We start from the raw sequence: 25,932 nt of genomic DNA, 5'->3' as shown, positions 1-25,932 counted from the left end.
AATACTGATCAGGAGGTGCTTGATGCGGGCCATGAATTTTGGAAGGTTTGCCTTGCTGGCTTTGACAGTATGGCTGGTGACATTCGCCATGCCGGGCATGGCCCAGACAACGTATGAGGAGCAGCGCATCAGTGCAGCAGAGGTTCTGGATTCGCCATCGCAAAAGTTTCAGCTACAGGCACTGCTGGGTACGAAGTATTCAAAATTTGCCGCAAATCTGACGCATCTGGCCATTCCTACCCAGCTCAAGACCGGAGGCCTGTATATCGAGGGCTGGCGAGAAGGCCATGGCATGAAACACAGTGCGGCCTTGATTATTCACCCGGATGGGCGCCTGGATGCCGCCTATTACGACGACGATGACGGTATTGTCCGGTATTTCAGCAACTACCATGCAACAGCATCCCAGCCGGCTTTGGACCAATGGGCAAGGCGTTTGGGCCCGTCGATAAAGCGTGTGGTGCATGAGGGGCTTATACCCGGCACCATACGTATTCCCGAACCCGACCGAACTTTGTTGCAGGAGCCGAATGACTTGCAGCAGGATGCACTACGCAAGATCGCTGAGGCGATTTGGGGTGCCTCCATCGCTGATGGGTGGAATTATAATGCAGCTGTAGGCGATTTGTTGTCAGCCGCCACGGCAGCCATTGCCAAGTGCTCACGGGCCTTCAGCCTCGTGCCTCGTCCCGCTGGCTTGGTGCCTGGATGGCTTTATCTTGCTGAAAATTTCCTGCCATGGGTCGACTATATTCTTGGTGTTCATCAGGATCGGGTTTACAAAACCTGCGTCTCAGCCGTGGCCTTGGATTTTCGAAGTGCTGTGGAGATTGCCTCGTTGGGCCTGTGATATCACAGATAAGGGCATTCGACGACTGGTATTTATCAGGTTCGTGCATGGCATGGAATCGAGGTCCGCGGCGTGAAAGGACTACTTATCTGGATATCCCATCTGCTGGGCGCACTGCTTGAATGGGGTCCTTTGTTTGGCCCTCTCGGACGGGGCAAGCACTCTTTGGCAATCGTGGTTGGCATGCTGCTGGTCGTGGTGGCGCTGGCTTGCGCCAAGATGATGTGGGGCGGGTAAAATCGAAGGGAGATGGGTGGTCTCAAGAATCAAGTGCAATACCGGACGACCATTTCGTCATTTCTTCAGCCATCGCTTCTTCCGGGGGTCTCCACCCCAGGGTTTGACGGGGACGGCCATTGAGCAAGCGTGCGATATCGTCAAGCATGGTTTGGCTGGGCAGCGAAAGGTCGGTGCCCCCTACGTCAGACTACTTGTCGCAAAACTTGCAGAGTCATGGCCCGAGACCGGATCGTTTCCCCATGCACTTCGGCCCAAGTGCTGTCATGCTTCGAGACCCGCAATATCGCGGCACAGACTGGAAGGTCATCCTTAATCAGGAAACGGAACTGAAGGCGCAGATCGTCACCCAGATCCTTATGCAGTTTTCACCCAATATCGAGCTGGACCATATCAACCTGCAGGGGGTTTCCAAGGCCGTGAAGGCCAAGATCGCCGGGGCGGCCAAGCTGGCCGATGAAATCATCCAGCAGTCTTCGCAGCCGGCGGAGTAAGCAAAGACAAGGCTTGCGCCTGGCGAGCCTTGGCCGGATGACCTGGCCGTGGCATGAATGTCAGGCCTGATGGCGGACATGCCGCGGATATCGTGCAGGGTGATGTCCTTCAGTCCCGCCTTTTCACATGCTACCCGCCACAGGGACTGCAGGCCGCTGGTTGTGCATGGGCCCCAGCCACGACCAGCATGCCGGCCCCGTGGACGTGATTCGTCGCGCAGGGAGTAGCCAAAAGTGCTACGGAGTCACTGATGACCTGACGCAGATCTTCTGTCCAGGCGGTGCGTGTCAGATGGGTCGACTGGCGGGTGAGTTTTGCGCTGGATTGCGTCGATCAGTAAGTCATGAGCCGGCCAGCCACGACAATATGGTCAGTCGGGCGAACTGGTTCGTGGGGCTGGCTTGCGATGATCGGGTACGGCTTCGGAATCGATCTTCTCACCACTCCGGTCCAAGAGCTCCGCCTGCCTTGGCCGTAGATACAAATCGCCTGGAGAGGCTTTGCAGTGCCCGCCATCTGCGCTGTAAGCGCCTCCGATAGCCTCGGCAGGCTTGCGCAACGTATCCTGCTGAATTCATTTGGTATCTGCTGCAATAGTCGAGCAGCCTTGGAACGGTGTGTGGTGCGGGGGCCACACAATCGCCTGTATCGACGAGCCCAGGCGCTTTGCCGTTTGAAGCAACGCAGGGCAGGGATACCCATTGTCTGGTTTCAATCAGAGATTACGAAGTCGTGTGGCCGAGCCATCTGCTTCGATTCTGTAGCTGGCTCCCCGACTCTCGATAACAAGTCCACGATTCCTGCTGCTGCTGATCAACAGCAATGCATTCTTTTCGATGCATCTTTGCGTGGCAGTCATATCCTCAAAGCAAAGGCGATCTTTGTCATCCTCTTCCTTGTAGCCATCGCCAAAAGACCAGATCATGACATGGTAAATTCCGTTTTCATCTCGGTGGGGTATTTTGTATTTTTCACTGATCTCGTCGCGATGATGCATCCACCAGGATATTTTCCCATCGTCTGTCCATGGTAAATGGTTGACGATAATGTCACCAAAACTGCCTGCCTGGTGGGTGTCAATAATTGTGACGGTTTTTGACTGGATGATGGGCGCAATGATGGTCGTCAAGGCAATAAGCGCCGGTGTAATTGTTGCAATAATTATCTTATTTGTATTCATTTTTACTTCCATGGATTTCAATGATTGATTGCATATTTGTCACGAATGGTTTGAAGCCTAGTTTGTCGTAATGTTGCAGAACAAACCACAAGCCTATGAATGAAAATATCCGGGATTTATATTGGATTGCATCGTTGTCATCCAGTCCGAAGTGATCCTGAACTCTGAAGTGGATTCTGGCCAGATAACCATCTTCTCGCACTTCGAGGCTGGTGAGGGTGATATGGGTAGCCCAGGTATCGTGAACGCTGATGGCCATTCCATTGAAGTTGTCCATGACTGATGTGAATTTTGGTAGTGTTGCTTTAAGTATATTTGTTCTGAATGCATGTACATTCTCGGCTGGGTAGATGTTCTTTCTCCAGTTCATGTTTTCTTTCAAGGTGTTTCTTATCATGTTTATAATGCTGTTTACGGATGTATCGGATCTTATTTTTCTCTCCAAAGCCATATCAAGGAGCATGTGACTGAACGGTGCGCCGTTGTTGTATTGCATGTGGTTGATCATTTTGGTAATCAAGTGTCTGTAAGGGCCATAAAATGAAAATGGCTGCGCTGCGCTTCGAAATTCGTCAAACATTATTTTTGCGCATTGCTGCAGAGTGATGTTCTCTTCGCTTTTAATGATGTGGCTGAGCTGATATTGTGATGGAGTGAACGGACGGATTTTTTTCAGCCGATAGGGATCGACCTTGGTTGAAACGCGACCCATCTGATACTGGTGTTGAAGCTGATAGGCCGTCAGATCGCCGCAGCGCATATCCCTGGCGGTGTAGTCATTCATGCGGTGCCGGGTTTTGAAGATAGTGCAGGGCAGCGTCAAAGCGGTCATGATCGATCCGGATCTGCATGGGATGTGACAATCGGGCTGGTACGACGAGGCCGAGGAGGCGATGCTGTGGCTGCATCGCGGTGATGCCTGATCCTTCTCCAGTCAGATGGCGAAATACGCGCGCTTCTGGGGAGTGGACTTGGATCGTCCGGCTGGTGCGGGTATGACGGCGGCCACGTCTTTGCTTCATGAAGTGCGAACGCCCGTCATGATGGCCTTGCGGATGTGAAGCACGAGAGGACGAGCGAGATGCGGCGCGTGATCGGTCATCACCCTGTTTTCAACTGTCGCCAAAAGTGGAGATGAGCGGCCACAGCGGGCTGGCCGTGCGATTCCCCGCGGGGTGTAAGTAAGCCCCCTACGTCAGACTATTTGCCGCAAAACTTGCAGATTCATGGCCCGAGACCGGATCGTTTCCCCATGCACTTCGGCCCAAGTGCTGTCATGCTTCGAGACCCGCAATAACGCGGCACAGACTGGAAGGTCATCATGAATCAGGAAACGGAACTGAAGGCGCAGATCGTCACCCAGATCCTTTTGCAGTTTTCACCCAATATCGAGCTGGACCATATCAACCTGCAGGGGGTTTCCAAGGCCGTGAAGGCCAAGATCGCCGGGGCGGCCAAGCTGGCCGATGAAATCATCCAGCAGTCTTCGCAGCCGGCGGAGTAAGCAAAGACAAGGCTCGCGCCTGGCGAGCCTTGGCCGGATGACTTGGCCGTGGCATGAATGTCAGGCCTGATGGCGGATGTGCCGCCAAGCTCCACAAGGATTTGAGGCGGCATGTGGCCTGATGTCATGTGCTGAAGGCGCTGTTTTCGTCCGGGGGGATAGTCACTCAGGAGGCTATTGGATCCACAGGTGCTACCCGTGGTGTCCGAGGTTCCAATAGTGTCGTATGGCCAAGCTTCAAAGTGCTGGCGGCCATATCGATAAATGGACCAGGATGATGGGTAGCAAGCAGCATGATATGGCTGCTGCGGTATTCCGCCAACAAGGATGTCAATGCCAGGCAAGAGGCGGCATCGATCTCGTTGGTCGGCTCATCGAACAGCATCACGGCAGGCGCGGCAATCAAGGCGGCGGCGATCAGGACCTTCTTGGCCATGCCGGCCGAAAGCGCCCCCAGCGGGGTTTTCAGTGCGTGCTCCAGCTGCAGCTCCCGCAGTACTCTGTCTCGGTAGGAGGGCTCGCGTCGGGTCGAGGGGTAGAGTGACAGCATGAAGTCCAGCAGCCTGTCCGCGATTAGCCAAGGCAGTGCTGGAGGCACGCCGGGCACGAGCAGCACTTTGTCTGGGCATTGCGGCAAGCTGATCCCATTGAAATAAATGCTTCCACCTGCTGGGGGCAAGGCACCCGCAATGGTTTTCAGCAGGGATGACTTGCCGGCGCCGTTGTGACCCGTCACGAGATGCAAGCCTGGATTCATCTTGCATGAAAAGGCAGTCATGCGGCCATACCGCGGGCTCAGGTCTTGTAGCAGCAGTTCGGTCATGAGAAAGCAGCCATCAGCAGGATCAGCATAAGTGTCAGATGTGCCGTGGGCATGATCCATCGCAGCGAAATAGATATTTTCAAAGCCATCCATACGCCTGCAATGAAAAGGGCGAGAAACATGATCACTGGATAAAGGATCGCTTTTGGATGCGGCGCCCCAGCCGCCATCAGGTGGCTTGATGTCAGCCAGCAGGCCGAGAGCATCGTGCAGAAGATCAGTGATGCCAGCATTGCCGAGCACAGTATGACCCGTCGCCGGAAGCCACGGTGTCCCGCCAGAAAATCCAGCCGGGTCAGAACGGCGCGACTGATCAGTGCCGGCATTCCATAGAGCATCACTGATATCAGGGCTGCGCACATGATCATCGCCGCCTCGGGCAATCTGGGATCGGTTGGTCTCAGGGATGGCAGCGCCAGGCTCAGACCCAGGCTGGCCAGCAGCATCCCGCTTCGCCATATCAGGGTGTCATGCAAGACATGCCAGGCGATGAGCAGCACCAAGGCCGTGGCCTGGTGGAAGCCGGAAAGCGGAGGCGCGGGGGCGGGCGGCTGTGCCCGTTTCTCCGATGATCGTCGCAACAGCCGGACGGCGACGCATGTCGTCAGCAGACCTGTGCCGATCAAGGCGGTGAAGCCGATGAAGCTTTGTGGCTGGAAAAACACCATGACCAACAGCGGCAGCAGCATTGCCGTGGCGCTGGTCATGGCTTTGCGCAGAAGCAGCAGGTTGAACAGCAGGCCGACGGCAACCATGATGGCGAAGGCCATGCAGGCCAGAAAGGCCTGCAGCGGCGGAAGTTGCCGCCAGATCATGTATGGCAGACAAAGAAGGGGCAGCCATAAAAGGGAGTAACACTGCAGGGCCATCAGGATGTCGGCCAGCCAGATGCTGCGCGCCGAGACAGGCAGCGATGCGACAAACGCATCGATGGTTCGCATGAAGAGTATCGGACGGGCCAGCCACAAGATGCTGAAGGTCAATCCCTGCCAGCCGATGACCGTCAACCACCGCATCTCGGTCGGGGTCCCGGTCTCGGTCAGTGTCAGCAAGGCATGGGACAGTGCCAGAATCAGGCCGACCACGGCATACACGATGCCCCAGCTGAGGAGGCCGGCGCCGACCAGAACGATGCGGTCCAGTCCTCGCCAGCGCTCGACAAGCTCGTGGCGGAAATGCAATTGACGTAATGCGAGATAGCTTGTCGCCACTTCAGGATCCTGCAAAAGATTGAATCTTCACTCAAAGCCTGTATCCGAGCCCGGTATGAAAAGCTTCGTGGATCGAGGGATATGGAGGTCTGGAAAGCCTTCCCGGGTTTGCAGCGGCTCCATCATGAGTGACGGTGGCAGTTGCGGCAACTCCCTGGATTGGACCAGGAGCGACATGGCTGGTGTAGACAGGAGTTGAAAGGGCAGCTTGGTCAGCTGTTGCAGCGAAGGCATGGCGATACGGTGGAAGGTGATCGCCGGACACTCGGTCCCTGGCGAGGCTTTGGTATCCAGAGAGAATATATCGTTGTCGTGGGTCCCATGGCTTCAGCCTGGGGGGACTCGGTGTTGCGTGCCGGCTGTTGGGCTGGCGGCCGGATCGCCCGTCTTTGTCCTGTCTTGTCCGGACTGATGGCCGTCGCTCTCGCTTGGCTGAGTCGGCCAAGGCGGCTACCTCAGCCAGCGCAGTCCTCGCCACCGGCTCATGGCCTGGGTGCGGTTGCTGACGTTGAGCTTGCCGTAGATGTTTTTCAGATGCCATTTCACGGTTTCTGGCGAGATATTCAGGCTGCGGGCGATTTCCTTGTTGGATTGACCTTCGGCGATCAGGTCCAGGGCCTGACTCTCGCGCTCGCTGAGGCCCAGCGGGCTGCCGTCGGCAGGCGACATGGCCTCGATGGCGATCGTCTCCCTATGTGGCACAGCTGCAGCCTTGACGTGGTTCGGCGAGGGAAGGGCATCTTGCGGCTGTTCGAGCTGTGGCTGCAGGGTCTGACCGGCATCCAGAAGGCTGCGCCGAAGTTGTTGATGGCGGGCCAGTTGCAGGGCGGGGTGGGCGGTGATTTCGGCCTGCTCGGGATGACCGCTCTGCCGCTGGGCCGATGCCAGCAGCAGGCGCAAGCGAATGGCGGCGAGGCGGTCGTGGCGTCGCTCCTGCTCGGATACCAGCCGAGCCAGCCATTCCACGGCGAGATCCGGCTGCCCGGTGGCCATCCAGACACGGCAGCGGCTCAGCGTGGCGTGCTGGGCGATAGCCCGCTGCACGGGATGGGGATCATCGATGCTGGCCTGAGACGCCAGATGCTCCAGTTGCTGCTGCAATTGGCTGGCTCCGGTCAGGTCGTCGCGCTGCAGGCGCACACGGATCTGCTCGGCGAGCAACAAGGCCATGACCCGTGGCCATTGCCGGAGGGTGGCCAGATGCTGGGCATGTTCCAGCAGGTGCTCGGCCTGCTGCGGAGTACCCTCACGCAGGGCTTTGCGGGCCAGACTGACGTAGCAGCGGCGCAGGGCGTCGGGCGGACTGTAGCGGTCGATCGCCTCCAGCCTGTCGGCCAGGAGCAGGTCTACCTGGCCGTCTTCACCGCGTTCGCTGGCGATTTCGGCCAGCAGCGGGGCGAGCGTGGCGCCACTGCTTGAGTGCGGCCCGGTATGTCGCTCGGCCTGCAACAGCGCCTGCCGGGCCTGTTGCGACGCCTCGTCCAGTTCGCCCTGACAGAGGTGGGCCTCGGCCATGATGAAATTGCGATAGACGGTGACAAACAGGTTGTGCAACGGGTCCTCGGGACTGGGCATGTGGCGCTGCACGGCCAGGGCCTCGGCATAGCGTTGATCGACGAGATAGTCGTAGCTGAGGATATTGCAGACCAGACCGTCCACCCAGACATCGCCGCAGGGGACTTCCTGCAGCAATGGCTCGACGATGGCCAGGCTTTCGGGAATGTTTTCGGCGAAGGCCTCGCAGATGGCGCGCACCACTTGCAGTTTGATCCGGGTGCTGCGGTGCAGGTGATCACGATGATCAGCCACCAGCGCGTCCAGACTGTCCAGCAACTGGCGTGATTCGTCGAAACGGAAATAGTGGGCCAGGGCCCAGGCCAGATTCAGCTGCAGATCCATGCGTGAGGGGTCAAGGCTGACGGGCAGCGTCTGCATCCAGCGGACCAGGGTGTCGATATCGCCTTCTTCGGCGAGGGATCGCGCGCTGGCGCCATCCTGGCCGTTGCCGCCGACGGGTTTGCCGGCCGCCAAGGCATGGCGCACGGCCTCGGCCCACAGACGTTGTTCGACAAACCATTGGCTGGCGCGTTCATTCAGTTGCTTGATGTCGAGGCCGCGGTCGCGACGCAAGCGCTGGATCAAGGTTTCCCGCAGCAAGGGATGGTAGCGGAACCAGACACCTTGTTCGTCCAGGGCGGAAATAAACAGATTGTGCTGTTCGATCCATTCCAGCATGGCCTCGCCATCATCGCGGCCGGTGACTGCATTGCACAGATCGGCGTTGAATCGGCGCAGGATCGAAGTATGCAGCAGAAAGTCGAAGACTTCGGCCGGCAACGGATCGAACACGACCTCGGTCAGATAGCGGCTGATCGCGCGGGTACCACCTTGCAGCTGATGGAGCGGCGGCCCCGGGTGTCCCCCCAGACCGGGGGACAGCGAGGCAATCTTCATGCCGGCGATCCAGCCCTCGGTCAGTGACAGCAGGCGCTGGGTATCGTGGCCACCGGGTGGCGGGCTCAGCGTGTCGTGCAAATAGCGGCGAGCCTCCTCCACATTGAAGCGCAATGCAGCGTCGCCGATGTCCACCAGCTGATCCTGGGCTTGCAGGCGACTCAGCGCCAGACGCGGCCGATGGCGGCTGCCGATCACCAGATGCAGGGATGGCGGCGCGTGGGCCAGCAGATAGCCCAAGGCATCGTGGATGCCGCGATCGCTGATGACATGGAAGTCGTCAATGATCAGGTACAGGTCGTGGGGGCAGTCGTGCAACTGGTTGATCAGTTCGGCCAGCAGCAACTGCAGACTGGTCGGTGTCTGGGCATCCACCCGGTGCCAGAAGTCGGGATCCCAGCCGTCATGCAGCGGGCGAAGGGCCTGCAGCAGATAGGGCAGGAACGGCCACAGGCTGTCATCGTCTTCATCCAGGCTGAGCCAGGCGACGCGCGATCCATGGGCGGACAGGTGTTGTTGCCACTGCGCCAGCAAGGTGGTCTTGCCAAAGCCTGCGCCGGCGCATATCACGGCCAGACGGCGCTGTGCCACCGTATCCAGTTGCTCAAGCAGCCTGGGGCGCTGCAGCAAATCACCGGGTGATCGCGGTGGTGCGAACTTGGTCAGGATCAGGGGCAGCCCCTGAGTCAGGTGCATCGGCAGGGGGCGCATGGGGTGCGAGCGATTCATTCGCGGCGGTACCTGTGTTCTGGACATGTTCCTGCAGACATTCCGGAGCTGTCTCGACGTTGGGTGGCAGTCGATTCTGCGACCCGATGTCGCGCCATGGATTTCCAAGAATACCCCCCCAGCCCCCCTCAAGCCCACCCCATTCGGGTAGCTGCGCCGACCGGGGACCTGCGCGTACCTTTTTTGCGATCCAGGCACGGTCGGCCGATAGCCCGTCAGGCTCGGCCCCAGCCAGTCCACCCAGATCCAGGAGGGTTCGATGACTTTGAGCAAACAGCAACTGCTGCAGGCCTATCGCAAGATGCGTGAGATCCGCGCGTTCGAAGAGCGTCTGCACCAGGAAAATACCAGCGGCGACATTCCCGGCTTTATCCATTTGTATACCGGCGAGGAAGCGATCGCCGTCGGCGTCTGCGAGAACCTGAAAGATACCGACTACATCGGTTCCACCCATCGCGGTCATGGACATTGCATCGCCAAGGGCTGCGACATCCACGGCATGATGGCCGAGATCTTCGGCAAGGACAGCGGCTTGTGCCGGGGCAAAGGCGGCTCGATGCATATCGCCGACCTTTCCAAGGGCATGCTGGGTGCCAATGCCATCGTCGGTGGGGCCCCGCCGCTGGCCATCGGTGCCGCGCTGACGGCCAAGACCTTGAAGAACGGTGGCGTCGGGGTGTCCTTCACCGGTGATGGCGGCTCCAATCAGGGGCTGGTGTTCGAGGCCATCAATATGGCGGTGGTGCTGCAGCTGCCGGCCATTTTCATCTTTGAGAACAACGGCTACGGCGAAGGTACCGGACATGACTATGCCGTTGGTGGCCGTGATATCGCCCATCGTGCCGCGGGTTTCGGCCTGCCGGCGGTGACGGTGGACGGTACGGATTTCTTTGCCGTGTACGAGGCGATGGCCGCAGCGGTCAAGCGTGCCCGTGAAGGTGGCGGCCCCAGTGTGATCGAGGCCAAGGCCTTCCGCTGGCATGGCCATTTCGAAGGTGATCCGGCGCTGTATCGCGCCGAAGGCGAAGTGCAGCGCCTGCGCGAAGAGCATGATCCGCTGAAGATCTTCGCCGGCAAGGTCGCGAAGGAGATCACCCAGGACGAGCTGGCCGCCATCGACAGCGAGGTCGAGGCCCAGGTGGACGATGCGGTGGCCAAGGCCAGGGCGGCGGCGTATCCCGCCCCGGAAAACCTGCTGACCGACGTCTACGTTTCTTATTGAGGGTGGCAAGCATGGCAATCAAAACCTATCGTGAAGCGGTCAAGCAGGCATTGGCCCAGGAAATGGCCCGTGACGAGCGGGTGGTGCTGATCGGCGAAGATCTGCGTGGTGGCCACGGCGGCAATGCTCCGGAAGAAGCGAAGATCGAGGCCTTCGGCGGTGTGCTGGGGGTGACCAAGGGCTTGTGGACCGAATTCGGTTCCGATCGCGTCATTGATACGCCGATCACCGAATCGGCCATTATCGGCATGGCTGCCGGCGCGGCGGCCACCGGCCTGCGTCCGGTCGCCGAACTGATGTTCATGGACTTCTTCGGGGTCAGTCATGACGCCCTGTACAACCAGGCGGCCAAGTTCCGTTACATGTTCGGCGGCAAGGCCAAGGCCCCGCTGGTGATGCGCGGCATGATCGGCGCCGGTTTTTCTGCGGCGGCGCAGCATTCGCAGTCGCCCTACAACATCTTTGCCACCACCCCGGGGCTGAAAGTGGTGGTGCCGTCCACTCCGTATGACGTCAAGGGGCTGCTGATCCAGTCGATCCGCGATGATGATCCGGTGGTGTTCTGCGAGCACAAGATGCTCTACGACATGAAGGGCGAAGTGCCGGACGATATCTATACCATTCCGCTGGGCGTGGCCAACTACACCCGCGAAGGCGAGGACGTGACCATCATTGCCCTCTCGGCCATGGTCCACAAGGCCAATCAGGTGGCCGACAAGCTGGCCAAGGAGGGCATTTCGGTGGAGGTGGTCGACCCCCGCACGATTTCTCCGCTGGACGAAGAGTCGATTCTGGAGTCGGTAGCCTCCACCGGCCGAGTGGTGATCGTCGATGAATCGGCCGCCCGCTTCGGTTTCGCCCACGATGTGGCGGCACTGATCGCCTCCAAGGCCTTCCGCTTCCTCAAGGCCGCGCCGGTGCTGGTGACGCCGCCGCATACGCCGGTACCGTTCTCGCCGGCGCTGGAAAAACTGTGGATTCCCAGTGTCGAGCGCATCGAGGCCGCGGTACGCCAAGTGCTGGAGGACTGAGCCATGAGCGATATCAAGACGCTGGAAATGCCCAAGTGGGGCTTGTCGATGGAAGAGGGCACCCTGCTGCAATGGTTGCTCAAGGAAGGCGACAGCTTTGCCAAGGGCCAGGAAGTCTGCGAGATCGAGACCAGCAAGATCGTCAATGTCTTCGAAGCGCCATTCGCCGGTACCTTGCGCCGCGTGCTTGTCGGTCCCGGTGAAACCGTGCCGGTAGGGGCGGCACTGGGCCTGGCGGCCGATCCTTCGGTGGCCGAAGACGAGCTCAAGGCGTTTACTGCCAGCCTTGGCGGGACTCCGGCCGTGGCGGAGGCCGCTCCCGCTTCCAGTACGGACAAGGCCCAGCCTGCGGCGAAGTCCCCTGCTGCAGTGCCCGCCAGATCGGCGCAGGCACCGGCACCAGTCAGTCCGGTCGCTTCCGGACAGACCCGGATACCGGCCAGCCTGCAGGGGGATACGGAGGCCGGGCAGGTCCATGCCACCTCACGTGCGCTGCGCCAGGCCATTCGGCTGGGCGTGGATCTGGGCAAGGTCAAAGGCAGCGGCCGTGACGGTCGCATCTCGGTAGCTGATCTGGAGGCCGCGATCGTCGCGGCGGGCGGGCAACTGGCCGCACCGGCCTTGCCGAGGCGATCGGACAAGGCTCCGCGCAGTGCCGCCGATGACAGCCAGGTACCGGCCACGCCGCTGGCGCGTCGTCTGGCCGCCCAGCTTGGCATCAATCTGCATGATTGCCGAGCCAGCGGTTCCCGTGGTCGGGTCAGCCGTGAAGACGTTCAGGCGGCCTCCTTGTTGCGTGATGGTGTGCCGGCAGCCGCGTCGAATGCTGCGGAGGCGTCCGCTGTGCCGGATGTCGAGAACCTGCCGATGTCGGGCATGCGTCGCGCCATCGCTGCACGACTGCAGGAATCCAAGCGCAACGCGCCTCATTTCCGCCTGACGGTGGATCTGGACCTGGAGCGCCTGCTGGCCTTGCGCAAGGAGGTCAATGCCGGTTTGCCGGGCGTCAAGGTTTCGGTCAACGACCTGCTGGTCAAGGCCTGCGGCCAGGCGCTGGTGGAAGTGCCGGATGTCAATGTGCAGTTTGACGAGACGGCCCAGAGCATACGCCGTTTCGCCGACGCCGATGTCTCGGTGGCGGTGGCTCTGCCTACGGGGCTGATCACGCCTATCGTGCGTGCGGCCAATCGCAAGTCGATCAGCGCCATCTCGGCCGAAATCCACGCCTTGGTCACCAAGGCCAAGGCTGGCACCCTCAAGCCCGAGGAATTCCAGGGCGGTACCTTCAGCGTGTCGAATCTGGGCATGCTCGGGGTCCGTCAGTTCGATGCCATCATCAATCCGCCCCAGGGCGCGATTCTGGCGATCGGGGCCGGCGAGGCCAGGGCTGCAGTGCGCGAAGGGCAGCTGGTGGTACGGCAGCAGCTGACGGTGTCCTTGTCATGCGATCACCGGGTGATTGACGGCGCGCTGGGTGCGCGGTTCCTGCAGGCACTCAAGCGGCTGGTGGAAACGCCGAGCCTGATGCTGGTCTAGGAGCACCGTCATGACCGAAACATACGACGTACTGGTGATCGGTGGCGGTCCCGGCGGCTATGTCGCCGCGATTCGCGCCGCCCAGCTGGGGTTGCGCACGGCACTGGTGGAGAAAAAGCATCTGGGCGGGATCTGCCTCAACTGGGGCTGCATCCCGACCAAGGCGATGCTGCACGGTGCCGAAGTGGCGAACAGCATCGCCCACGCCGGCGAGCTGGGTTTCAGCGTGGGCGAGGTCAGCTTCGATCTGGACAAGCTGGTGCAGTTCAGTCGTTCGGTCTCGAAACGACTGACCGGCGGTGTCGAGTATCTGCTGAAGAAAAACGGTGTGACCGTGATCGATGGCACGGCCCGGCTCAGCGGCAAGGGTGAGGTCGCTGTTATCGATGCCGAGGATCGCGAGCAGACCTATCGTGCCGACCATGTGATTATCGCCACCGGAGCCAGGCCACGGCCCTTGCCGGGGATCACCCCGGATGGCGAGCGGATCTGGACCTATTTCGAGGCATTGCTGCCCAGGCGTCTGCCGAAATCCTTGCTGATCATCGGCTCCGGCGCCATCGGCGTGGAATTTGCCAGCCTCTACAGCGATCTCGGCAGTGAGGTGACCCTGGTCGAGCTGGCGGGGCAGATCTTGCCGGTGGAAGATGCCGAAGTGTCCGAAGTGGTACGCAAGTCCTTCGAGCGACGCGGGATCCGGGTGCTGACCAAGGCTCAGGTCACGGCGGTGCAGATGGAAGGCGAGGGCGTGCGCTGCCAGTTGCAGGGACCTGACGGAGTGCAGGAGCTGGTCGTGGAGCATGTGCTGTCCGCTGCCGGCGTGCAGCCGAATATCGAAGGGCTGGGTCTTGAAGCGCTGGGGGTGGAACTGGAGCGCGGCTTTGTCAGGACCGATGCGGTCTGCCGCACCAATGTGTTCGGTCTGTACGCCATCGGCGATGTCGCCGGTCCGCCCTGCCTGGCCCACAAGGCCAGCCACGAAGGCGTGATCTGCGTCGAGTCGCTGGCCGGTGTCGAGGGTGTGCATGCACTGCGGCGTGATCATGTGCCGGGATGCACTTATGCCCGGCCGCAGGTCGCCAGCCTGGGCCTGACCGAGGCCGCGGCACGGGCCAGCGGACGTGCTCTGAAGATCGGCAAGTTCGCCTACCAGGGCAATGGCAAGGCCCTGGCCAGCGGCGAGCCGGAAGGTTTCGTCAAGACCATTTTCGATGCCGACAGCGGCGAGCTGCTGGGCGCGCATATGGTCGGGGCGCAGGTCACCGAGCAGATCCAGGGCTTCGGCATGGCCCAGGCGCTGGAAGCGACCGATGAGAGCCTGCTGTCGGTGATCTTCGCTCATCCGACCCTGTCGGAGGCCATGCATGAATCGGTGCTGGCGGCCAACGGAAGGGCCTTGCATCAGTAGACAAATGATCTTGCCGGAGGGAAGGACGGCCAAGGTTGCGGCCATCCCTCCGGTCGGAAGGACCGGGATCACGCAGCAGTGTCCTATGCCGGCACATTGACATCGGTCATGTGCCCGCCACGCCGGAGGTTGCGCTTGTCTTGCCGAGGCCTCTGACGACGAGCCGTTTTTTTCGCCGGCGGGCGGATGCCTCCACCGGCGGATCGTTCATCGGCGACCGCTGCACAACCTCACGGATTGCGGACTGTCGCGCGTTCAGCTTACTGCCGGACGATATGAGTTAGCCTCAACTTGGAGTCTATATGGTGCAAAGGTGAACCCGTGAAAAGATTGAGCTGGTTGATGCTGGGTGCACTGGCTTTGTCCGGTACGGCCATGGCCCAGATGGGCGGGCCCGGTGGAGGTCAGGGCGGGCCGGGAGGCGATCAGGGTGGTGGCTATGGTGGCCAGTATCAGGGGCATGGTGGTCCCGGTGGGCCCGGCGGACGCAATGGCCCGCAGGGTTGGGGGCAGGCCGGGCCTGGTCATCATCATCGTTATCTTGGGCCGGGTGGTCGCGGTTTTGACTATGGCCCGGGTGACCGTATGCCGCCGCAGTATATGGATCAGCGATACTACGTGGATGACTACGGCCGCTATGGCCTGCCGCCGCCGCCGCCGGGCGACCGCTGGATCAATGATCCCGATGGCAATTTCGTGCTGGTATCGATGGCCACGAATATGGTGGTCGAGGCGTTGCTGCATTCGCGCTGGTAGCTGGATACTTGCTCTAACCCTCTGTGCAGGTGTTGTCCAGGCAGGCACTTGCCTCTGGCGGCCATGCCAGGGGCGAGCTGTTTTTGAGCGGAGGCAAGGTCATGTGGGCGCCGTCCGCGCGTCCTTGCTCTCCGATGGCTGAAGAGGCTGGCGCTACCATCCTTGTTGGCTTGCAGGTGCTGTTCTGGCCATCCTTCTGACCGATGGATGACCTGTGCCGATGATGGCGCTGTTGATGGCGGACAACGGCGAATCTCACGAGGTTGCCGGCGGCTGAATGGCCGAACTGCCCCAAGGCATGTCTGCGGACGGGTTCACTGTTCTGAGGCCATGCTTTCAGATGTGACGTCTATCCGCGTTCATCATCCGCAGAGACCTCGCCGGTCAGTGTTGTGCTTGTCCCGTGCCCCACCGGCCGTCGGGAATGCAGCGGCCATCTTGGCGGTGATGCCCTGCCGGCCTGCCCCTTGACTGAAACCTGATCTTGCTGCGGTCGGCCCGGTCAGGGCCAGCCCGACCGTTTGAAGGGATGAGCACGGACCTGGGCGGGCGTTCGATCATTGGAACTTGTCCCCTGCAGATACAACTGGGATCATGGCCCTACGACATGAACGAAACCGGGACCTGACGGCCTCGGACCGGATGTGCCGGATCAGGTCCTGGACTGTGCGGCCATTGTGTCCGGCCTCATGGGTTCATGACCCGGTCTGGTATGACTCGGTCACTGTGAGCGCCTGCCTTCGGTGCTTCGCAAGCTGCCGGTCCTGGGCAGAAGACTTTCCCCGTGGCCATGCCGCAGGACTTGTGCCGATGAAACACGCCAGACAGGATTGACTGATGTTCCCAGCCCGTTTTCTGAAACCCCTGCTGTCCAGCCTGTTGGTGCTGACGGCCGGGATGCTTGATCCCTTGCTTGCGGCCGCGGCCACGCCAGGCCCTGCTGAATCGCAGGTCGACCAGACCATGGACCGACGCCTGGATCAGCTCTTCGGCAATCATCAGGACTACCGGGACTTCTTCCAGCACTTCCAGGCGGCGGTGCTGGCCGGCGACAAGGCCAAGGTCGCAGCCGCCATGCATTATCCGATCACCGTGCATATGGAAGGCAAGCAATGGACGCTGTACAAGCCCTCCGAGTTCACGGATGTCTATGCGCATGTGTTTACGCCCTCCCTGATCGAGATGGTGCGCCGTCAGCGCTATGCCGATCTGTTTGCCAACGATCAGGGGGTGATGCTTGGTCAGGGCGCGATCTGGTTCAGCGGCATCTGCGAAGATGCCGAATGCGAGAAGATGCCGATCCGGGTGGTGGTCTTGAATCTCAAGGCACCGAACTGAGCGAGTCGCGCCCCAGGAGGTGGCTGCTCGGCGGCTGGATCCGTCAAGACCCGTCTTGCGATAATGGCTCTCAGGTTCTTTGTGCGATGGACTGCAGCGTACTGGCTTCGAGTCAATGCGGGTGACTTGCCAACATTTCGGCCAGGTTGTTCGTCCGCGGCGGTGCCCAGTTCTGCTTGGCCCGATCGTTGGATGAGCGTGGAGTTCCGGGGCTTGCCTGGATCCCGGTACCTCGGGCTGATGAGTATCCGTGGCCGCGGTGCCCAGCTGGGTTCACATCGCAGACCGGTCTCTGCCAGGCGATTCAACCCAGCCGCATTCTCCAGTGATCTAGCCTGCTCAGTTCCAGCCGGGCCAGCGGGGCAATGTCCAATCGCGAGAGTTGAGCCAGCGGTATGCCGAGCACCTGGCCGGCCACGGCTCGAACCACCATGGGATGGGTGATAGCTACGCAGGATGTTCCGGCAGGATAGGCGGCCATCCATGTGGTCATGCGCAGGCGCAGGTCAGCAAAGGATTCGCCCCCGTGCGGAGCCGTTTCAGGATCGCTCAGCCATTGCAGTAGGGCCTGTGGCTCGGCCTGCTCGACTGCGCGCAACTCCATGCCTTGCCAGCGACCGCAATCCAGGTCGCGCAGCTCCGGGTCCACGCTGATGGGAAGATCCAGCAGACCCGGCCACAAAGCGGCGCTCTCACGGGCACGCGGCTCCGGTGCCAGCAGCAGGCGGCTGCCCGACCTCCAGGTCAGTGCCGGCGGCGTGGGCCGGGGCTGCACCAGCGGTTCGCTGGCCACGGCAAAGCGACCTTGCCGCTGGCTTTCGGTCAGGGCATGGCTGATCAGGATCAGGTGACTGGCAGGCATGGTCTCTCCGCAAATATGCAAGCACGCAGGTGGCCGCTGGATGTATGATCGGCGAAACAAGCGGGAAACAGGAAACCGGTGGAAATCCGGTACGGTCGCGCCACTGTTATCGAGTCATCGAGAGTCAGACCCTGTTTCCAGTCCGCCAGTCCATCCGACCAGGGGCGCGTCGACCCCGGGAGCTATCATGAATCATACCGCTACCGTCACACCCGAGCTGGTGCTGCAGCCGCTGCCGCTCAGGGATATCCTGCCCTGGGCGCTGTTCGCCGGGCTGCTGGCCCTGCTGGCGATCTATTTCGTGGGCGCCGAGCAGGGGGCGACCTCCCTGATTTCAGGTCGCTATGTCCATGAGTTCGTGCATGACGGCCGGCATCTGCTCGGCTTTCCCTGCCACTGACCGGCAGGTGCCTGCATGACATCGAGTCTGTTGTTGCGTGGCCTGCTGGCGGGTTTGCTGGCGGGCCTGCTGGCGTTCGGCTTCGCCCGGGTTGCGGGTGAACCTGAAGTCGATCGCGCCATCGCCTTTGAAAGCGCCGTGTCCCACGCAGGGCATGATGACGAGCCTGAGATCGTCAGTCGGGAAACCCAGCGGTCGCTGGGCCTGTTTACCGGGGTGTTGGTCTACAGCACGGCATTGGGAGGGCTGTTTTCGCTGGTGTTCGCGGCCTCGATGGGACGAGTGGCCAGGCCGCTGGGGCCGCGCGGTCTGGCGGCCTTGCTGGCCCTGCTGGGCTTTGTGGCCATCATTCTGGTCCCGGATCTGACGTATCCGGCCAATCCCCCTTCGGTCGGCCATCCGGATACGATACGGTTGCGGACCGGGCTGTTCTTTCTGATGCTGCTGGTGTCCGCGGCCAGCATGGCGGCGGCCGTTCACCTGGCCAGGTCCCTGGCCGAGCGATGGGGCGCCTGGAATGCGGTGTTGGGAGGCGTCGCGGCCTATCTGCTGGTGATGCTGCTGGCCCATCATCTGTTTCCGGCCATTGACGAGGTGCCGAGCGGCTTTCCGGCCACCTTGCTATGGCAATTCCGGATCACCTCGCTGGGTCTGCATATGGTGCTGTGGACCAGTCTGGGCCTGCTGTTCGGATGGCTGGCCGAGCAACGCCTGCTGCGCGGTCCGTCCTGGTAGCTGCGTTTCCGAGCGGGAGCGGGCCAGCAGGGAAGGCCGACTGGCCAGCTCACTTCTTTGTTCCGCTAAATGCATCGAGCCGGCTGCGGCGGGGCCTGTGGCGAGCGGCTTCCTGGCTGACATCATGGCAGGATCTCGACATCACATTGATACCGATGGACGAATCGCTGCTCTGTCATGGCGCAGGCCAAGGTGACGCGGCGACGACTTGACGACGGCGCTTGTTCTGGGTCTTGGGTGGACAGGGAGACTCCGCTGCGGTTGGTCTGGACTTGCGGTGATGATCGTGGCCTGTGGTTGGTGCCTGATGTCAGGGCGAGGCTGGTTTGCCATTTGGGGCAGAGGTGGGCAGATCATTCGCTGGACTTCACAGTGCAGTCACTTCTGTCATCAGGGACTGGCCTAAGCTGGAGCCATTGTCCGGACTGGGTGTTGCCATTCGTATGCGGGTCTTGCTGACGGGGAGTTCAGGACGGGTGGGGCGTGCCATCTACGGGGCCTTGGTGCCTGGACACGAGGTGATCGGTCTGGATCGACATCCGTTTTCGACGACGCGCCTGGTCGGTGACTTCTGCGACGCGGACTGCCTGCGTCGGGCGCTGATCGGTGTCGATGCCGTGATTCATACGGCTGCGCTGCATGCGCCCCATGTCGGGCATCTGGCCGACCGGGAATTTGTCCGCATCAACGTGGACGGTGTGCAGCGACTGCTGGATCTGGCCTTGCAGGCCGGGGTGCGCTGCCTGATCTTCACCAGTACCACTGCGGTATACGGCTATGCGATCCAGAGGGGAGCCTGTACCTGGGTCGACGAGACCACCGTGCCGCAACCCCGAACCATCTATCATCGCAGCAAGCTGCAGGCCGAGGCCATGCTGGAATCGGCGGCCGGGCCCGGACTGACGGTCCGGGTGATCAGGATGTCCCGCTGCTTTCCTGAACCGGTGGACAGAATGGCCGTCTATCGTTTGCATCGAGGCATTGATCTGCGCGATGTCGCCGCTGCCCATCTCGCTGCGCTGCAAGCGGATGGGGCTGATTTTCAGCGCTATATCGCCAGCGGAGCGACACCCTTCCAGGCGCTGGATCTTCCCGCACTGTCGGCCGATCCGGCTGGGGTGATCCTGCAGCGTCAGCCGGATCTGCTGCAGGCGTTCGCGCAGCGTGGCTGGCCACTGCGGCCCCGAATCGACCGGGTCTACGATGCCTCGGCCATCGAGCGGGACCTGGGCTGGCGCAGCCGCCATGGCTGGCAGGCGGTACTGGCCCACTATGATCAGGGCAGTATCGAGGTTCTGCCTTTTCGGAGGTAAAGACGATGACGGTCTGGCTGCGGCCTTGCTTTTCAGCAAGACTGGCGCGCCGCGATGCCCCCGCCCCGGCCTGTGGTCCGGGTACGAGGGAAGACGGGATCATGAGCTGGCTCGCTTGCGACGGATGGATTTTCGCGGCCTCAGGTCCAGGTGATGACTGTGGATGGGAGATATCTTCACCAGGGCCGCGTCGATATGGTCAGCTGCGGGGCCCGATGAGCGGAACGGGCCAAAGGCGATGGCCGACGGGTCATCAGCTGCATGGGAAAGCCATACCGGCCCGCACGATATTGTCATTGGGACAATGCGAAATAATCTGATCACGATCATGTTGCGATGCGTCATTTAATATATCGGCTGCAGATATAATCGCGTCATGCTGACGCATCAGGCTGCATGAATGGCCTCAGAACTCCGGTCAAAAGGTCGATGGCAGTCAACGCCTGGATGATGGCAGCACTGTCAGGGTGGCTGATCCAGGTTTTCTTTCTCTCGTATTTCTGGACGGTTTATGAAATGCACTGAACCATCGCGGCCTGTCGGGCGGCGTGGACGTTTGTGGCTGGCTATGCTGATGGCCGTGCAGGTGGGGGGGCTTTTGCTCAGTCAGCAGGCACGGGCCGACGAGTTCACCGATCTGCTGGACCTGCTGAAGGCCAAAGGCACCTTGAGCGCCAGCGAATACCGGACACTGCTGGACAAACATCGCCAGCATCTGGCCATGAATGCCCCCCGACCGGCTGCCGGCGGAGCGATGCTGGCGGGTACGGCGGCAGGTAGCGCCACCGCCGCCGCGATGCCTGCCGGGACGGAAGCGACTTCGGCCAGGACGAGCGCAGATTCGGCGCAAATCCTGGCTCAGGCGCAGCAGGCGGCCGCTCAGGCCCAGGCCAGTGCCCAGGTCGCCGCTGCGGCCAGTGCCAAGCTGGCGGCGGTGGATACCCGGCGGCTGGTTCGAGCCGATCCTTATACGCCGGGCAAGGGTATCGGTCTGACGGCAGGTGATTTCAATTTCAATATCTCCGGTTTCGTCAATGGTTTCTATACCTACAACCGACCCGGTGGCGGTCAGGCGGTGGCTGGCGGGGTCAGCACCGGTCCCAGCCGGTTTGATTCATCCTCGGTACGCAATGGTCTGTTGCCGGCCGGTCTGGTCCTTAAAATGAGCACGACCCAGGCCGGTATCGACATCAATACGGTGTTCGGTATTTATCCAGGCCTCAATTCGGCCGACCCCGGTGCTTTCAATGCCAATTCCGGCGGCAGCCCGGTGGGACTGGGCACGGCCGGTGTCGACTTCCGCCAGGCCTATATCACCGCCGGTACCTCCAGCTTCGGTACGGTCAAGGTGGGTCGCGACCTGGGGTTGTTCGGCTCCGATGCGATCCTGGACGATGCGACACTGCTCAGTGTCGGCGCCACCGGCAGCAATTCCGCACCGGGGAATACCTCGCTGGGTCGCATCGGCGTCGGTTATGTCTATGCTGACTGGTTGCCGCAGATATCGTATGCATCGCCGGTCATGCACGGGGTCCAGTTGAGCATGGGTGTGATGACGCCGCTGGATGCCTACAACTATGCCGGTAGTGGCCTGTCCGCCACCTCCACATCGCACAGCGGTCCGATGATGCAGGGCAAGCTGACCTGGGATTTCGGCAAGGCAGACGGCTTCAATGGCCGTATCTGGAGCGGCTTCCTGTTCCAGCGTGACAGCCATCTGACCAGCAGCGTGATTCCCGTGGATTCCTCGGTGCATGCCAATGCCAGTGCCGGCGAGCTGGGCACCAAACTCAACTACGGTCCATGGCAGACGGTGCTGTACTACTACCGTGGCAATGGTCTGGGGACGACCGGTCTGTTCTTCGATGGCCTGGCCCAGGATGGCCGGCGCCGTACGTCGCAGGGCTATTATGCCCAGCTTTCCTACCAGTTCACCCATCGCTTGAAGGCCGTGGCCAGCTATGGCGCCAGTCAGCTGTACTCGGTGCCTGGCGAGGACGTGCCGCTGCTGGTGCGCCGCAACTTGTCGGAGATCGGCGCGATCTATTACAGCCTGACCCGTGGCCTGTCGCTGGTGGGGGAATATACCCATACCAGCTCCACTGCGCAGGGACCGCATCGCGGTACGGATGACAGCATATCGGGTGGCGCGATCTTCGTGTTCTGATCAAAGACAGGTTTCAGCCTGCTTGGGGTCTGGAGTAGGCTGAACGGCAGGAGGTCGCGGCCGTGGCGGATGCTGATCGCCGGTACACGAGTACGGTGGTCGTCGACGGCAGTGACCTGTCTCGTCATTCAGGGCGATGGTTGACGATCAGCTGGCGCCCCTACATGGGAGATCCGCAGATGAAAACGATGCAACTGGCTGGCCGGTCCGACATTGTCGCGATTGGTCAGGGCACCTGGCATATGGGCGAGCGTGCTTCGGAGCGTCGCCGCGAGGTGGCGGCCTTGCGCGAAGGCATCGCGCTGGGCATGAACCTGATCGATACCGCCGAGATGTATGGCGATGGCGGTGCGGAGGAGGTGGTAGGCGAGGCCATCGCCGGCCTGCGCGAGCAGATCCTGCTGGTCAGCAAGGTCTACCCCCATCATGCCAGTCGCAAGGCCATGCCACAGGCCTGTGAGCAAAGCCTGCGGCGGCTGGGTACCGACCGTATCGATCTGTACCTGCTGCACTGGCAAGGCCAGTACCCGCTGGCCGAGACCATCGAGGCTTTCGAACGGCTGCGCGATGCTGGCAAGATCAGGCACTGGGGCGTGTCGAATTTCGATGTGAACGCGATGCAAGAGCTGCAGGGCTCGGCCTGTGCCTGCAACCAGGTGCTTTACAACCTGGAGCAGCGCGGCATCGACTTCGACCTGCTGCCCTGGTGTCGGCATGAGGCGATACCGGTGATGGCTTATTGTCCGGTGGGCCAGGGCATGGATCTGCTGCATCATGCCGGGCTGGCTGCCATGGCGGAGCGGCATGGGGCAAGTCCGGCCCAGATCGCTCTGGCCTGGCTGCTGAGCCGCGAGGTGCTGGCCATCCCCAAGGCGGTCAGCCCGGGCCATCTGCGCGAGAACGCCGCCGCGGCCAGTCTGGACCTGTCGGCCGAGGATCTGCAGGAACTTGATCAACTGTTTCCGGCACCACGTCGCAAACAGCCGCTGGCCATCGTCTGAACGCCATGCACCGATCCCTGTTTGGCCGATCCGGCGCGGCGAGGGATAATGCCGTCACGGCAGCGGCCGTGATCCGAGGTTGACGCATGGCGCAGCAGAATGTGGCCAGAACGGCACAGCGTGGCAGTGAACTGAAACGCGTGCCACGCTTGCTGGCACTGGACCCCGATCTGGCCCAGCAGATCGTCTCGCGTACGATGACCATCATTGGTTGCAACGTCAATGTGATGAATGCCGAGGGCATCATCATTGCCAGTGGCCAGTCTGATCGAATCGGAGTCATCCACGAGGGGGCTTTGCTAGTATTGGCGCAATCCCGGGTGGTGGACATCGACGAGGCTACCGCTTGCCGACTGCAGGGCGTCCAGCCCGGGGTCAATCTGCCGCTGCATAACCAGGGGCAATTGGTCGGTGTAATCGGGCTGACGGGCCAGCCGGCGGAGATGCACCGGTTTGGCGAGCTGGTGGGCATGGCGGCGGAAATGCTGATCGAGCAGACCCGCTTGAGCCGCCTGCTGCTGAGGGATATCCGGTTCAAGGAAGATCTGGTGCTGGAGCTGATCCGCGCCGAAGTCCTGGATCAGCGGCTGCTGGACTGGGCACGGGCTTTGGAGATCGACCCGCTGCAGCCGCGAGTGGTGGCGGTGATCGAGGTCGACAGCGGCGAGCTGGCGTTGGACGAGGCCTTTCAGGAGCGGGAGAGGCTGCGTTCGATGCTGCTGGTGCCTGAGCGGCACAATCTGCTGGCGGTGGTGTCCCCGACCGAGCTGGTGGTCCTGAAGGCGGTGCAGGAGCGCGAGGGCGGATGGGATCTGGCCAGTCACCGTGATCGGGTCTGGCAGCTGCTGGAACGCGTCAAGACGCAAAGCCGTCTGAACATCCGGATTGCTCTGGGTCACTATTTTCCGGGTCAGGGCGGGCTGGCCAGATCTTATCGTACCGCGACAGCCTCGCTGCGGGTCGGCAAGCAGCGCCAGGCTGAAGCGCCGGCCTATTTCTACCAGGATATGGTGCTGCCGGTGCTGCTGGAAGGCCTGCATGACAGTTGGCAGGCGGCCGAGCTGATGCGGCCGGTTATGGCGCTGCGGGCCGGCGATGCCAAGGGGCATCTGCAGCAGACCCTGATGGCCTGGGTGGCATGCGATATGCAGCCGTTGCGGACCGCTCAGCGGCTGGGCATTCATCGCAATACGCTGGAATACCGGATGGGCCGTATCTCGGCGCTGACCGGACTGGATCTGAATCTGGGCGATGACCGCCTGTTGCTCTATGCCGCTGTGCAATTGGACAGTACCCGCGATGCAAGGTGATGCATTGCACCAAGAAATAGTGTGATTTGACCTGTTTTTTTGGGTGATCGCACGAAGTCGTCTGGCGCCCAGATCGCTACGATGAGTCATCGAATTTGTGGAGTGGGGCATGCATGTCACGACCCTGGGCGCCTTGGTGGCCCTGTTGGTGGCGATTACCGCCATTTTGCGCCAGGTTCCCCCGGCCTATGGAATGATGCTGGGTGCCCTGGTGGGTGCGCTGTGTGGCGGTGCGCATCTGGAGCAGGCGGTCCAGCTGATGGAAAGCGGTGCCGGCACCTTGGTGCCGGCGGTGCTGCGCATTCTCTCGGCGGGCGTGCTGGCCGGTGTCTTGATCGAATCCGGTGCCGCCTTGAGTCTGGCCGAAGCTGTGGTCGGCCGACTGGGACAGCGCCGGGCCTTGCTGGCGTTGGCACTGGCCACCTTGGTGCTGACCGCTGCAGGCGTATTCATTGACGTGGCGGTGATTACCGTGGCGCCGATTGCCCTGAGCATCGCGGCACGCACCGGCCTGTCGCGCGCCGCTGTCTTGCTGGCGCTGGTCGGCGGCGGCAAGGCCGGCAATGTGATGAGTCCCAATCCCAACACGATTGCGGTCGCCGACAGCTTTCATCAGCCGCTGACCAGCGTGATGGCGGCGGGCGTCATGCCGGGCCTGTGTGGTCTGTTGGTGACCTATCTGCTGGCCAGTCGCCTCGGTCGCTGGGGCAGCCGGGTCGAGGCCGGCGAAGTTGCCGGTATCGAGCATGCCGCCTTGCCCGGTGTTCTGGCTTCGCTCAGTGCACCCTTGATCGCCCTGCTGCTGCTTTCCCTGCATCCGCTGTTCGGGATCAAGCTGGATCCGCTGCTGGCCTTGCCGGCCGGCGGGCTGGGCGGTCTGCTGCTGATGGGACGCTGGCGCGAGGGCAACCGCTATATCGTATCCGGGCTGCGAAGAATGGCGCCGGTGGCGATCATGCTGCTGGGGACCGGCACCTTGGCCGGGGTGATCCGTGCCTCGGGTCTCAACCAATGGCTGATCGACGGTCTGACCCGCTCCGGGCTGCCTCCGTTTCTGCTGGCACCGACGGCCGGTGCGGCGATGTCGATGGCTACGGCGTCCAGTACCGCGGCAGCCATCGTGACCTCGCAGGTGTTCCAGGCGCCTTTGCTGCAGATGGGTGTACCGGCGCTGGCGGCGGCGGCGATGATCAATGCAAGTTCGACCGTGATCGATCATCTGCCGCACGGCCCCTTCTTCCATGCCTCCGGCGGTTCGGTGGCGGCCGGCATTGCCGAACAATTGAAGCTGGTGCCTTTCCAGTCATTGGTCGGACTGACCATCACCATCGCCTCCACCGTGCTGGTGGGCATCTTGCACTGGGGCTGAG

22 protein-coding genes and 1 pseudogene are annotated in these 25,932 nt (G+C 61.5%); 16 read left to right on the top strand and 7 right to left on the bottom strand.

Annotated features, from left to right (window positions below):
• Nucleotides 1-22: 22 nt before the first annotated feature.
• Nucleotides 23-850 carry a hypothetical protein gene (locus tag FRAAU_RS17750; protein ID WP_014403945.1) on the top strand — a complete coding sequence of 276 codons (828 nt, stop codon included), beginning with the start codon at nt 23-25 and terminating at the stop codon, nt 848-850.
• 259 nt (nt 851-1,109) lie between these two features.
• On the opposite strand, the pseudogene FRAAU_RS17745 reads toward FRAAU_RS17750, so the two are convergent.
• Nucleotides 1,110-1,265 (bottom strand): annotated as a pseudogene (locus FRAAU_RS17745) (IS30 family transposase); the annotation flags it as partial.
• A gap of 88 nt (nt 1,266-1,353) precedes the next feature.
• Between FRAAU_RS17745 and FRAAU_RS12855 the strand changes: the two are divergent.
• A complete protein-coding gene (locus FRAAU_RS12855) occupies nt 1,354-1,581 on the top strand; it encodes a hypothetical protein (RefSeq protein WP_041270583.1) in 228 nt (75 codons plus the stop codon).
• Between the two features lie 716 nt (nt 1,582-2,297).
• Here the strand turns inward: FRAAU_RS12855 and FRAAU_RS12850 are convergent.
• Nucleotides 2,298-2,762: a DUF943 family protein gene (locus FRAAU_RS12850; RefSeq protein WP_052317907.1), complete on the bottom strand. Its 465-nt coding sequence runs from the start codon at nt 2,760-2,762 to the stop codon at nt 2,298-2,300.
• On the bottom strand, nt 2,749-3,594 hold the full coding sequence (locus FRAAU_RS12845) for a DUF3289 family protein (RefSeq protein ID WP_014403942.1): 846 nt from the start codon (nt 3,592-3,594) through the stop codon (nt 2,749-2,751). The genes FRAAU_RS12850 and FRAAU_RS12845 overlap by 14 nt, the downstream gene beginning before the upstream one ends.
• A gap of 489 nt (nt 3,595-4,083) precedes the next feature.
• Here FRAAU_RS12845 and FRAAU_RS12840 point away from each other — a divergent pair, with 489 nt between their 5' ends.
• A complete protein-coding gene (locus FRAAU_RS12840; protein WP_014403941.1) occupies nt 4,084-4,266 on the top strand; it encodes a hypothetical protein in 183 nt (60 codons plus the stop codon).
• Between the two features lie 166 nt (nt 4,267-4,432).
• Here the strand turns inward: FRAAU_RS12840 and FRAAU_RS17440 are convergent, their stop codons facing one another.
• From FRAAU_RS17440 to FRAAU_RS17880, 3 genes are all read right to left on the bottom strand, one after another.
• Nucleotides 4,433-5,089, bottom strand: a complete 657-nt coding sequence (locus FRAAU_RS17440) for an ABC transporter ATP-binding protein (RefSeq protein ID WP_014403940.1) — start codon at nt 5,087-5,089, stop codon at nt 4,433-4,435.
• On the bottom strand, nt 5,086-6,300 hold the full coding sequence (locus tag FRAAU_RS17435; protein ID WP_014403939.1) for a hypothetical protein: 1,215 nt from the start codon (nt 6,298-6,300) through the stop codon (nt 5,086-5,088). Before FRAAU_RS17435 ends, FRAAU_RS17440 begins: the two co-directional genes overlap by 4 nt.
• A 450-nt stretch (nt 6,301-6,750) precedes the next feature.
• Complete coding sequence (locus tag FRAAU_RS17880; protein WP_014403938.1) at nt 6,751-9,483, bottom strand: winged helix-turn-helix domain-containing protein; 2,733 nt, start codon at nt 9,481-9,483, stop codon at nt 6,751-6,753.
• A 259-nt stretch (nt 9,484-9,742) separates the two neighbouring features.
• On the opposite strand from FRAAU_RS17880, the gene FRAAU_RS12815 reads away from it, so the two are divergent.
• The 6 genes from FRAAU_RS12815 (at nt 9,743) to FRAAU_RS12790 (ending at nt 16,774) form a co-directional block, all read left to right on the top strand.
• Nucleotides 9,743-10,705 carry a thiamine pyrophosphate-dependent dehydrogenase E1 component subunit alpha gene (locus FRAAU_RS12815; RefSeq protein WP_014403937.1) on the top strand — a complete coding sequence of 321 codons (963 nt, stop codon included), beginning with the start codon at nt 9,743-9,745 and terminating at the stop codon, nt 10,703-10,705.
• Nucleotides 10,706-10,716: 11 nt separating this feature from the next.
• On the top strand, nt 10,717-11,736 hold the full coding sequence (locus tag FRAAU_RS12810) for an alpha-ketoacid dehydrogenase subunit beta (RefSeq protein ID WP_014403936.1): 1,020 nt from the start codon (nt 10,717-10,719) through the stop codon (nt 11,734-11,736).
• Nucleotides 11,737-11,739: 3 nt separating this feature from the next.
• Entirely contained in the window at nt 11,740-13,272 is a 1,533-nt protein-coding gene (locus FRAAU_RS12805) for a 2-oxo acid dehydrogenase subunit E2 (protein WP_014403935.1), read from the top strand.
• 10 nt (nt 13,273-13,282) lie between these two features.
• On the top strand, nt 13,283-14,680 hold the full coding sequence (gene lpdA / locus FRAAU_RS12800) for a dihydrolipoyl dehydrogenase (RefSeq protein ID WP_014403934.1): 1,398 nt from the start codon (nt 13,283-13,285) through the stop codon (nt 14,678-14,680).
• Nucleotides 14,681-15,001: 321 nt separating this feature from the next.
• Complete coding sequence (locus FRAAU_RS12795; protein WP_156803422.1) at nt 15,002-15,436, top strand: RcnB family protein; 435 nt, start codon at nt 15,002-15,004, stop codon at nt 15,434-15,436.
• A gap of 837 nt (nt 15,437-16,273) precedes the next feature.
• A complete protein-coding gene (locus tag FRAAU_RS12790; protein WP_014403932.1) occupies nt 16,274-16,774 on the top strand; it encodes a hypothetical protein in 501 nt (166 codons plus the stop codon).
• Between the two features lie 304 nt (nt 16,775-17,078).
• Here FRAAU_RS12790 and FRAAU_RS12785 read toward each other — a convergent pair whose 3' ends face one another.
• Entirely contained in the window at nt 17,079-17,636 is a 558-nt protein-coding gene (locus FRAAU_RS12785; RefSeq protein WP_014403931.1) for a histidine phosphatase family protein, read from the bottom strand.
• Between the two features lie 187 nt (nt 17,637-17,823).
• Here FRAAU_RS12785 and FRAAU_RS12780 point away from each other — a divergent pair, with 187 nt between their 5' ends.
• From FRAAU_RS12780 to FRAAU_RS12750, 7 genes are all read left to right on the top strand, one after another.
• Entirely contained in the window at nt 17,824-18,036 is a 213-nt protein-coding gene (locus FRAAU_RS12780; protein WP_014403930.1) for a CbtB domain-containing protein, read from the top strand.
• A 15-nt stretch (nt 18,037-18,051) separates the two neighbouring features.
• Nucleotides 18,052-18,771, top strand: coding sequence for a CbtA family protein (locus tag FRAAU_RS12775; RefSeq protein WP_014403929.1), 720 nt, complete (start codon nt 18,052-18,054; stop codon nt 18,769-18,771).
• A 416-nt stretch (nt 18,772-19,187) separates the two neighbouring features.
• A complete protein-coding gene (locus tag FRAAU_RS12770; RefSeq protein ID WP_245546388.1) occupies nt 19,188-20,084 on the top strand; it encodes an NAD-dependent epimerase/dehydratase family protein in 897 nt (298 codons plus the stop codon).
• A 574-nt stretch (nt 20,085-20,658) separates the two neighbouring features.
• On the top strand, nt 20,659-22,251 hold the full coding sequence (locus tag FRAAU_RS12765) for a porin (protein ID WP_217176227.1): 1,593 nt from the start codon (nt 20,659-20,661) through the stop codon (nt 22,249-22,251).
• A gap of 179 nt (nt 22,252-22,430) precedes the next feature.
• The gene (locus FRAAU_RS12760) at nt 22,431-23,252 is read left to right on the top strand and encodes an aldo/keto reductase (protein ID WP_041271134.1); all 822 of its coding nucleotides are present in this window, start codon (nt 22,431-22,433) and stop codon (nt 23,250-23,252) included.
• A gap of 149 nt (nt 23,253-23,401) precedes the next feature.
• A complete protein-coding gene (locus FRAAU_RS12755) occupies nt 23,402-24,562 on the top strand; it encodes a sugar diacid recognition domain-containing protein (protein ID WP_280985215.1) in 1,161 nt (386 codons plus the stop codon).
• 109 nt (nt 24,563-24,671) lie between these two features.
• A complete protein-coding gene (locus FRAAU_RS12750; protein WP_014403924.1) occupies nt 24,672-25,931 on the top strand; it encodes a GntP family permease in 1,260 nt (419 codons plus the stop codon).
• The last annotated feature ends 1 nt before the right edge of the window (nt 25,932 follow it).

Origin of the sequence: Frateuria aurantia DSM 6220, assembly GCF_000242255.2 — a bacterium.
Taxonomy (GTDB): domain Bacteria; phylum Pseudomonadota; class Gammaproteobacteria; order Xanthomonadales; family Rhodanobacteraceae; genus Frateuria; species Frateuria aurantia.
The sequence above is the reverse complement of the archived record's forward strand: the minus strand, read 5'-3'. Positions and strand labels throughout refer to the sequence as shown.

Coding starts and splice junctions, on each gene's coding strand:
- FRAAU_RS17750 (WP_014403945.1), top strand. CDS start 23: ATGCGGGCCATGAATTTTGGAAGGTTTGCCTTGCTGGCTTTGACAGTA.
- FRAAU_RS12855 (WP_041270583.1), top strand. CDS start 1,354: ATGCTTCGAGACCCGCAATATCGCGGCACAGACTGGAAGGTCATCCTT.
- FRAAU_RS12850 (WP_052317907.1), bottom strand. CDS start 2,762: ATGAATACAAATAAGATAATTATTGCAACAATTACACCGGCGCTTATT.
- FRAAU_RS12845 (WP_014403942.1), bottom strand. CDS start 3,594: ATGACCGCTTTGACGCTGCCCTGCACTATCTTCAAAACCCGGCACCGC.
- FRAAU_RS12840 (WP_014403941.1), top strand. CDS start 4,084: ATGAATCAGGAAACGGAACTGAAGGCGCAGATCGTCACCCAGATCCTT.
- FRAAU_RS17440 (WP_014403940.1), bottom strand. CDS start 5,089: ATGACCGAACTGCTGCTACAAGACCTGAGCCCGCGGTATGGCCGCATG.
- FRAAU_RS17880 (WP_014403938.1), bottom strand. CDS start 9,483: ATGAATCGCTCGCACCCCATGCGCCCCCTGCCGATGCACCTGACTCAG.
- FRAAU_RS12815 (WP_014403937.1), top strand. CDS start 9,743: ATGACTTTGAGCAAACAGCAACTGCTGCAGGCCTATCGCAAGATGCGT.
- FRAAU_RS12810 (WP_014403936.1), top strand. CDS start 10,717: ATGGCAATCAAAACCTATCGTGAAGCGGTCAAGCAGGCATTGGCCCAG.
- FRAAU_RS12805 (WP_014403935.1), top strand. CDS start 11,740: ATGAGCGATATCAAGACGCTGGAAATGCCCAAGTGGGGCTTGTCGATG.
- lpdA (WP_014403934.1), top strand. CDS start 13,283: ATGACCGAAACATACGACGTACTGGTGATCGGTGGCGGTCCCGGCGGC.
- FRAAU_RS12790 (WP_014403932.1), top strand. CDS start 16,274: ATGTTCCCAGCCCGTTTTCTGAAACCCCTGCTGTCCAGCCTGTTGGTG.
- FRAAU_RS12785 (WP_014403931.1), bottom strand. CDS start 17,636: ATGCCTGCCAGTCACCTGATCCTGATCAGCCATGCCCTGACCGAAAGC.
- FRAAU_RS12780 (WP_014403930.1), top strand. CDS start 17,824: ATGAATCATACCGCTACCGTCACACCCGAGCTGGTGCTGCAGCCGCTG.
- FRAAU_RS12775 (WP_014403929.1), top strand. CDS start 18,052: ATGACATCGAGTCTGTTGTTGCGTGGCCTGCTGGCGGGTTTGCTGGCG.
- FRAAU_RS12765 (WP_217176227.1), top strand. CDS start 20,659: ATGGCCGTGCAGGTGGGGGGGCTTTTGCTCAGTCAGCAGGCACGGGCC.
- FRAAU_RS12760 (WP_041271134.1), top strand. CDS start 22,431: ATGAAAACGATGCAACTGGCTGGCCGGTCCGACATTGTCGCGATTGGT.
- FRAAU_RS12750 (WP_014403924.1), top strand. CDS start 24,672: ATGCATGTCACGACCCTGGGCGCCTTGGTGGCCCTGTTGGTGGCGATT.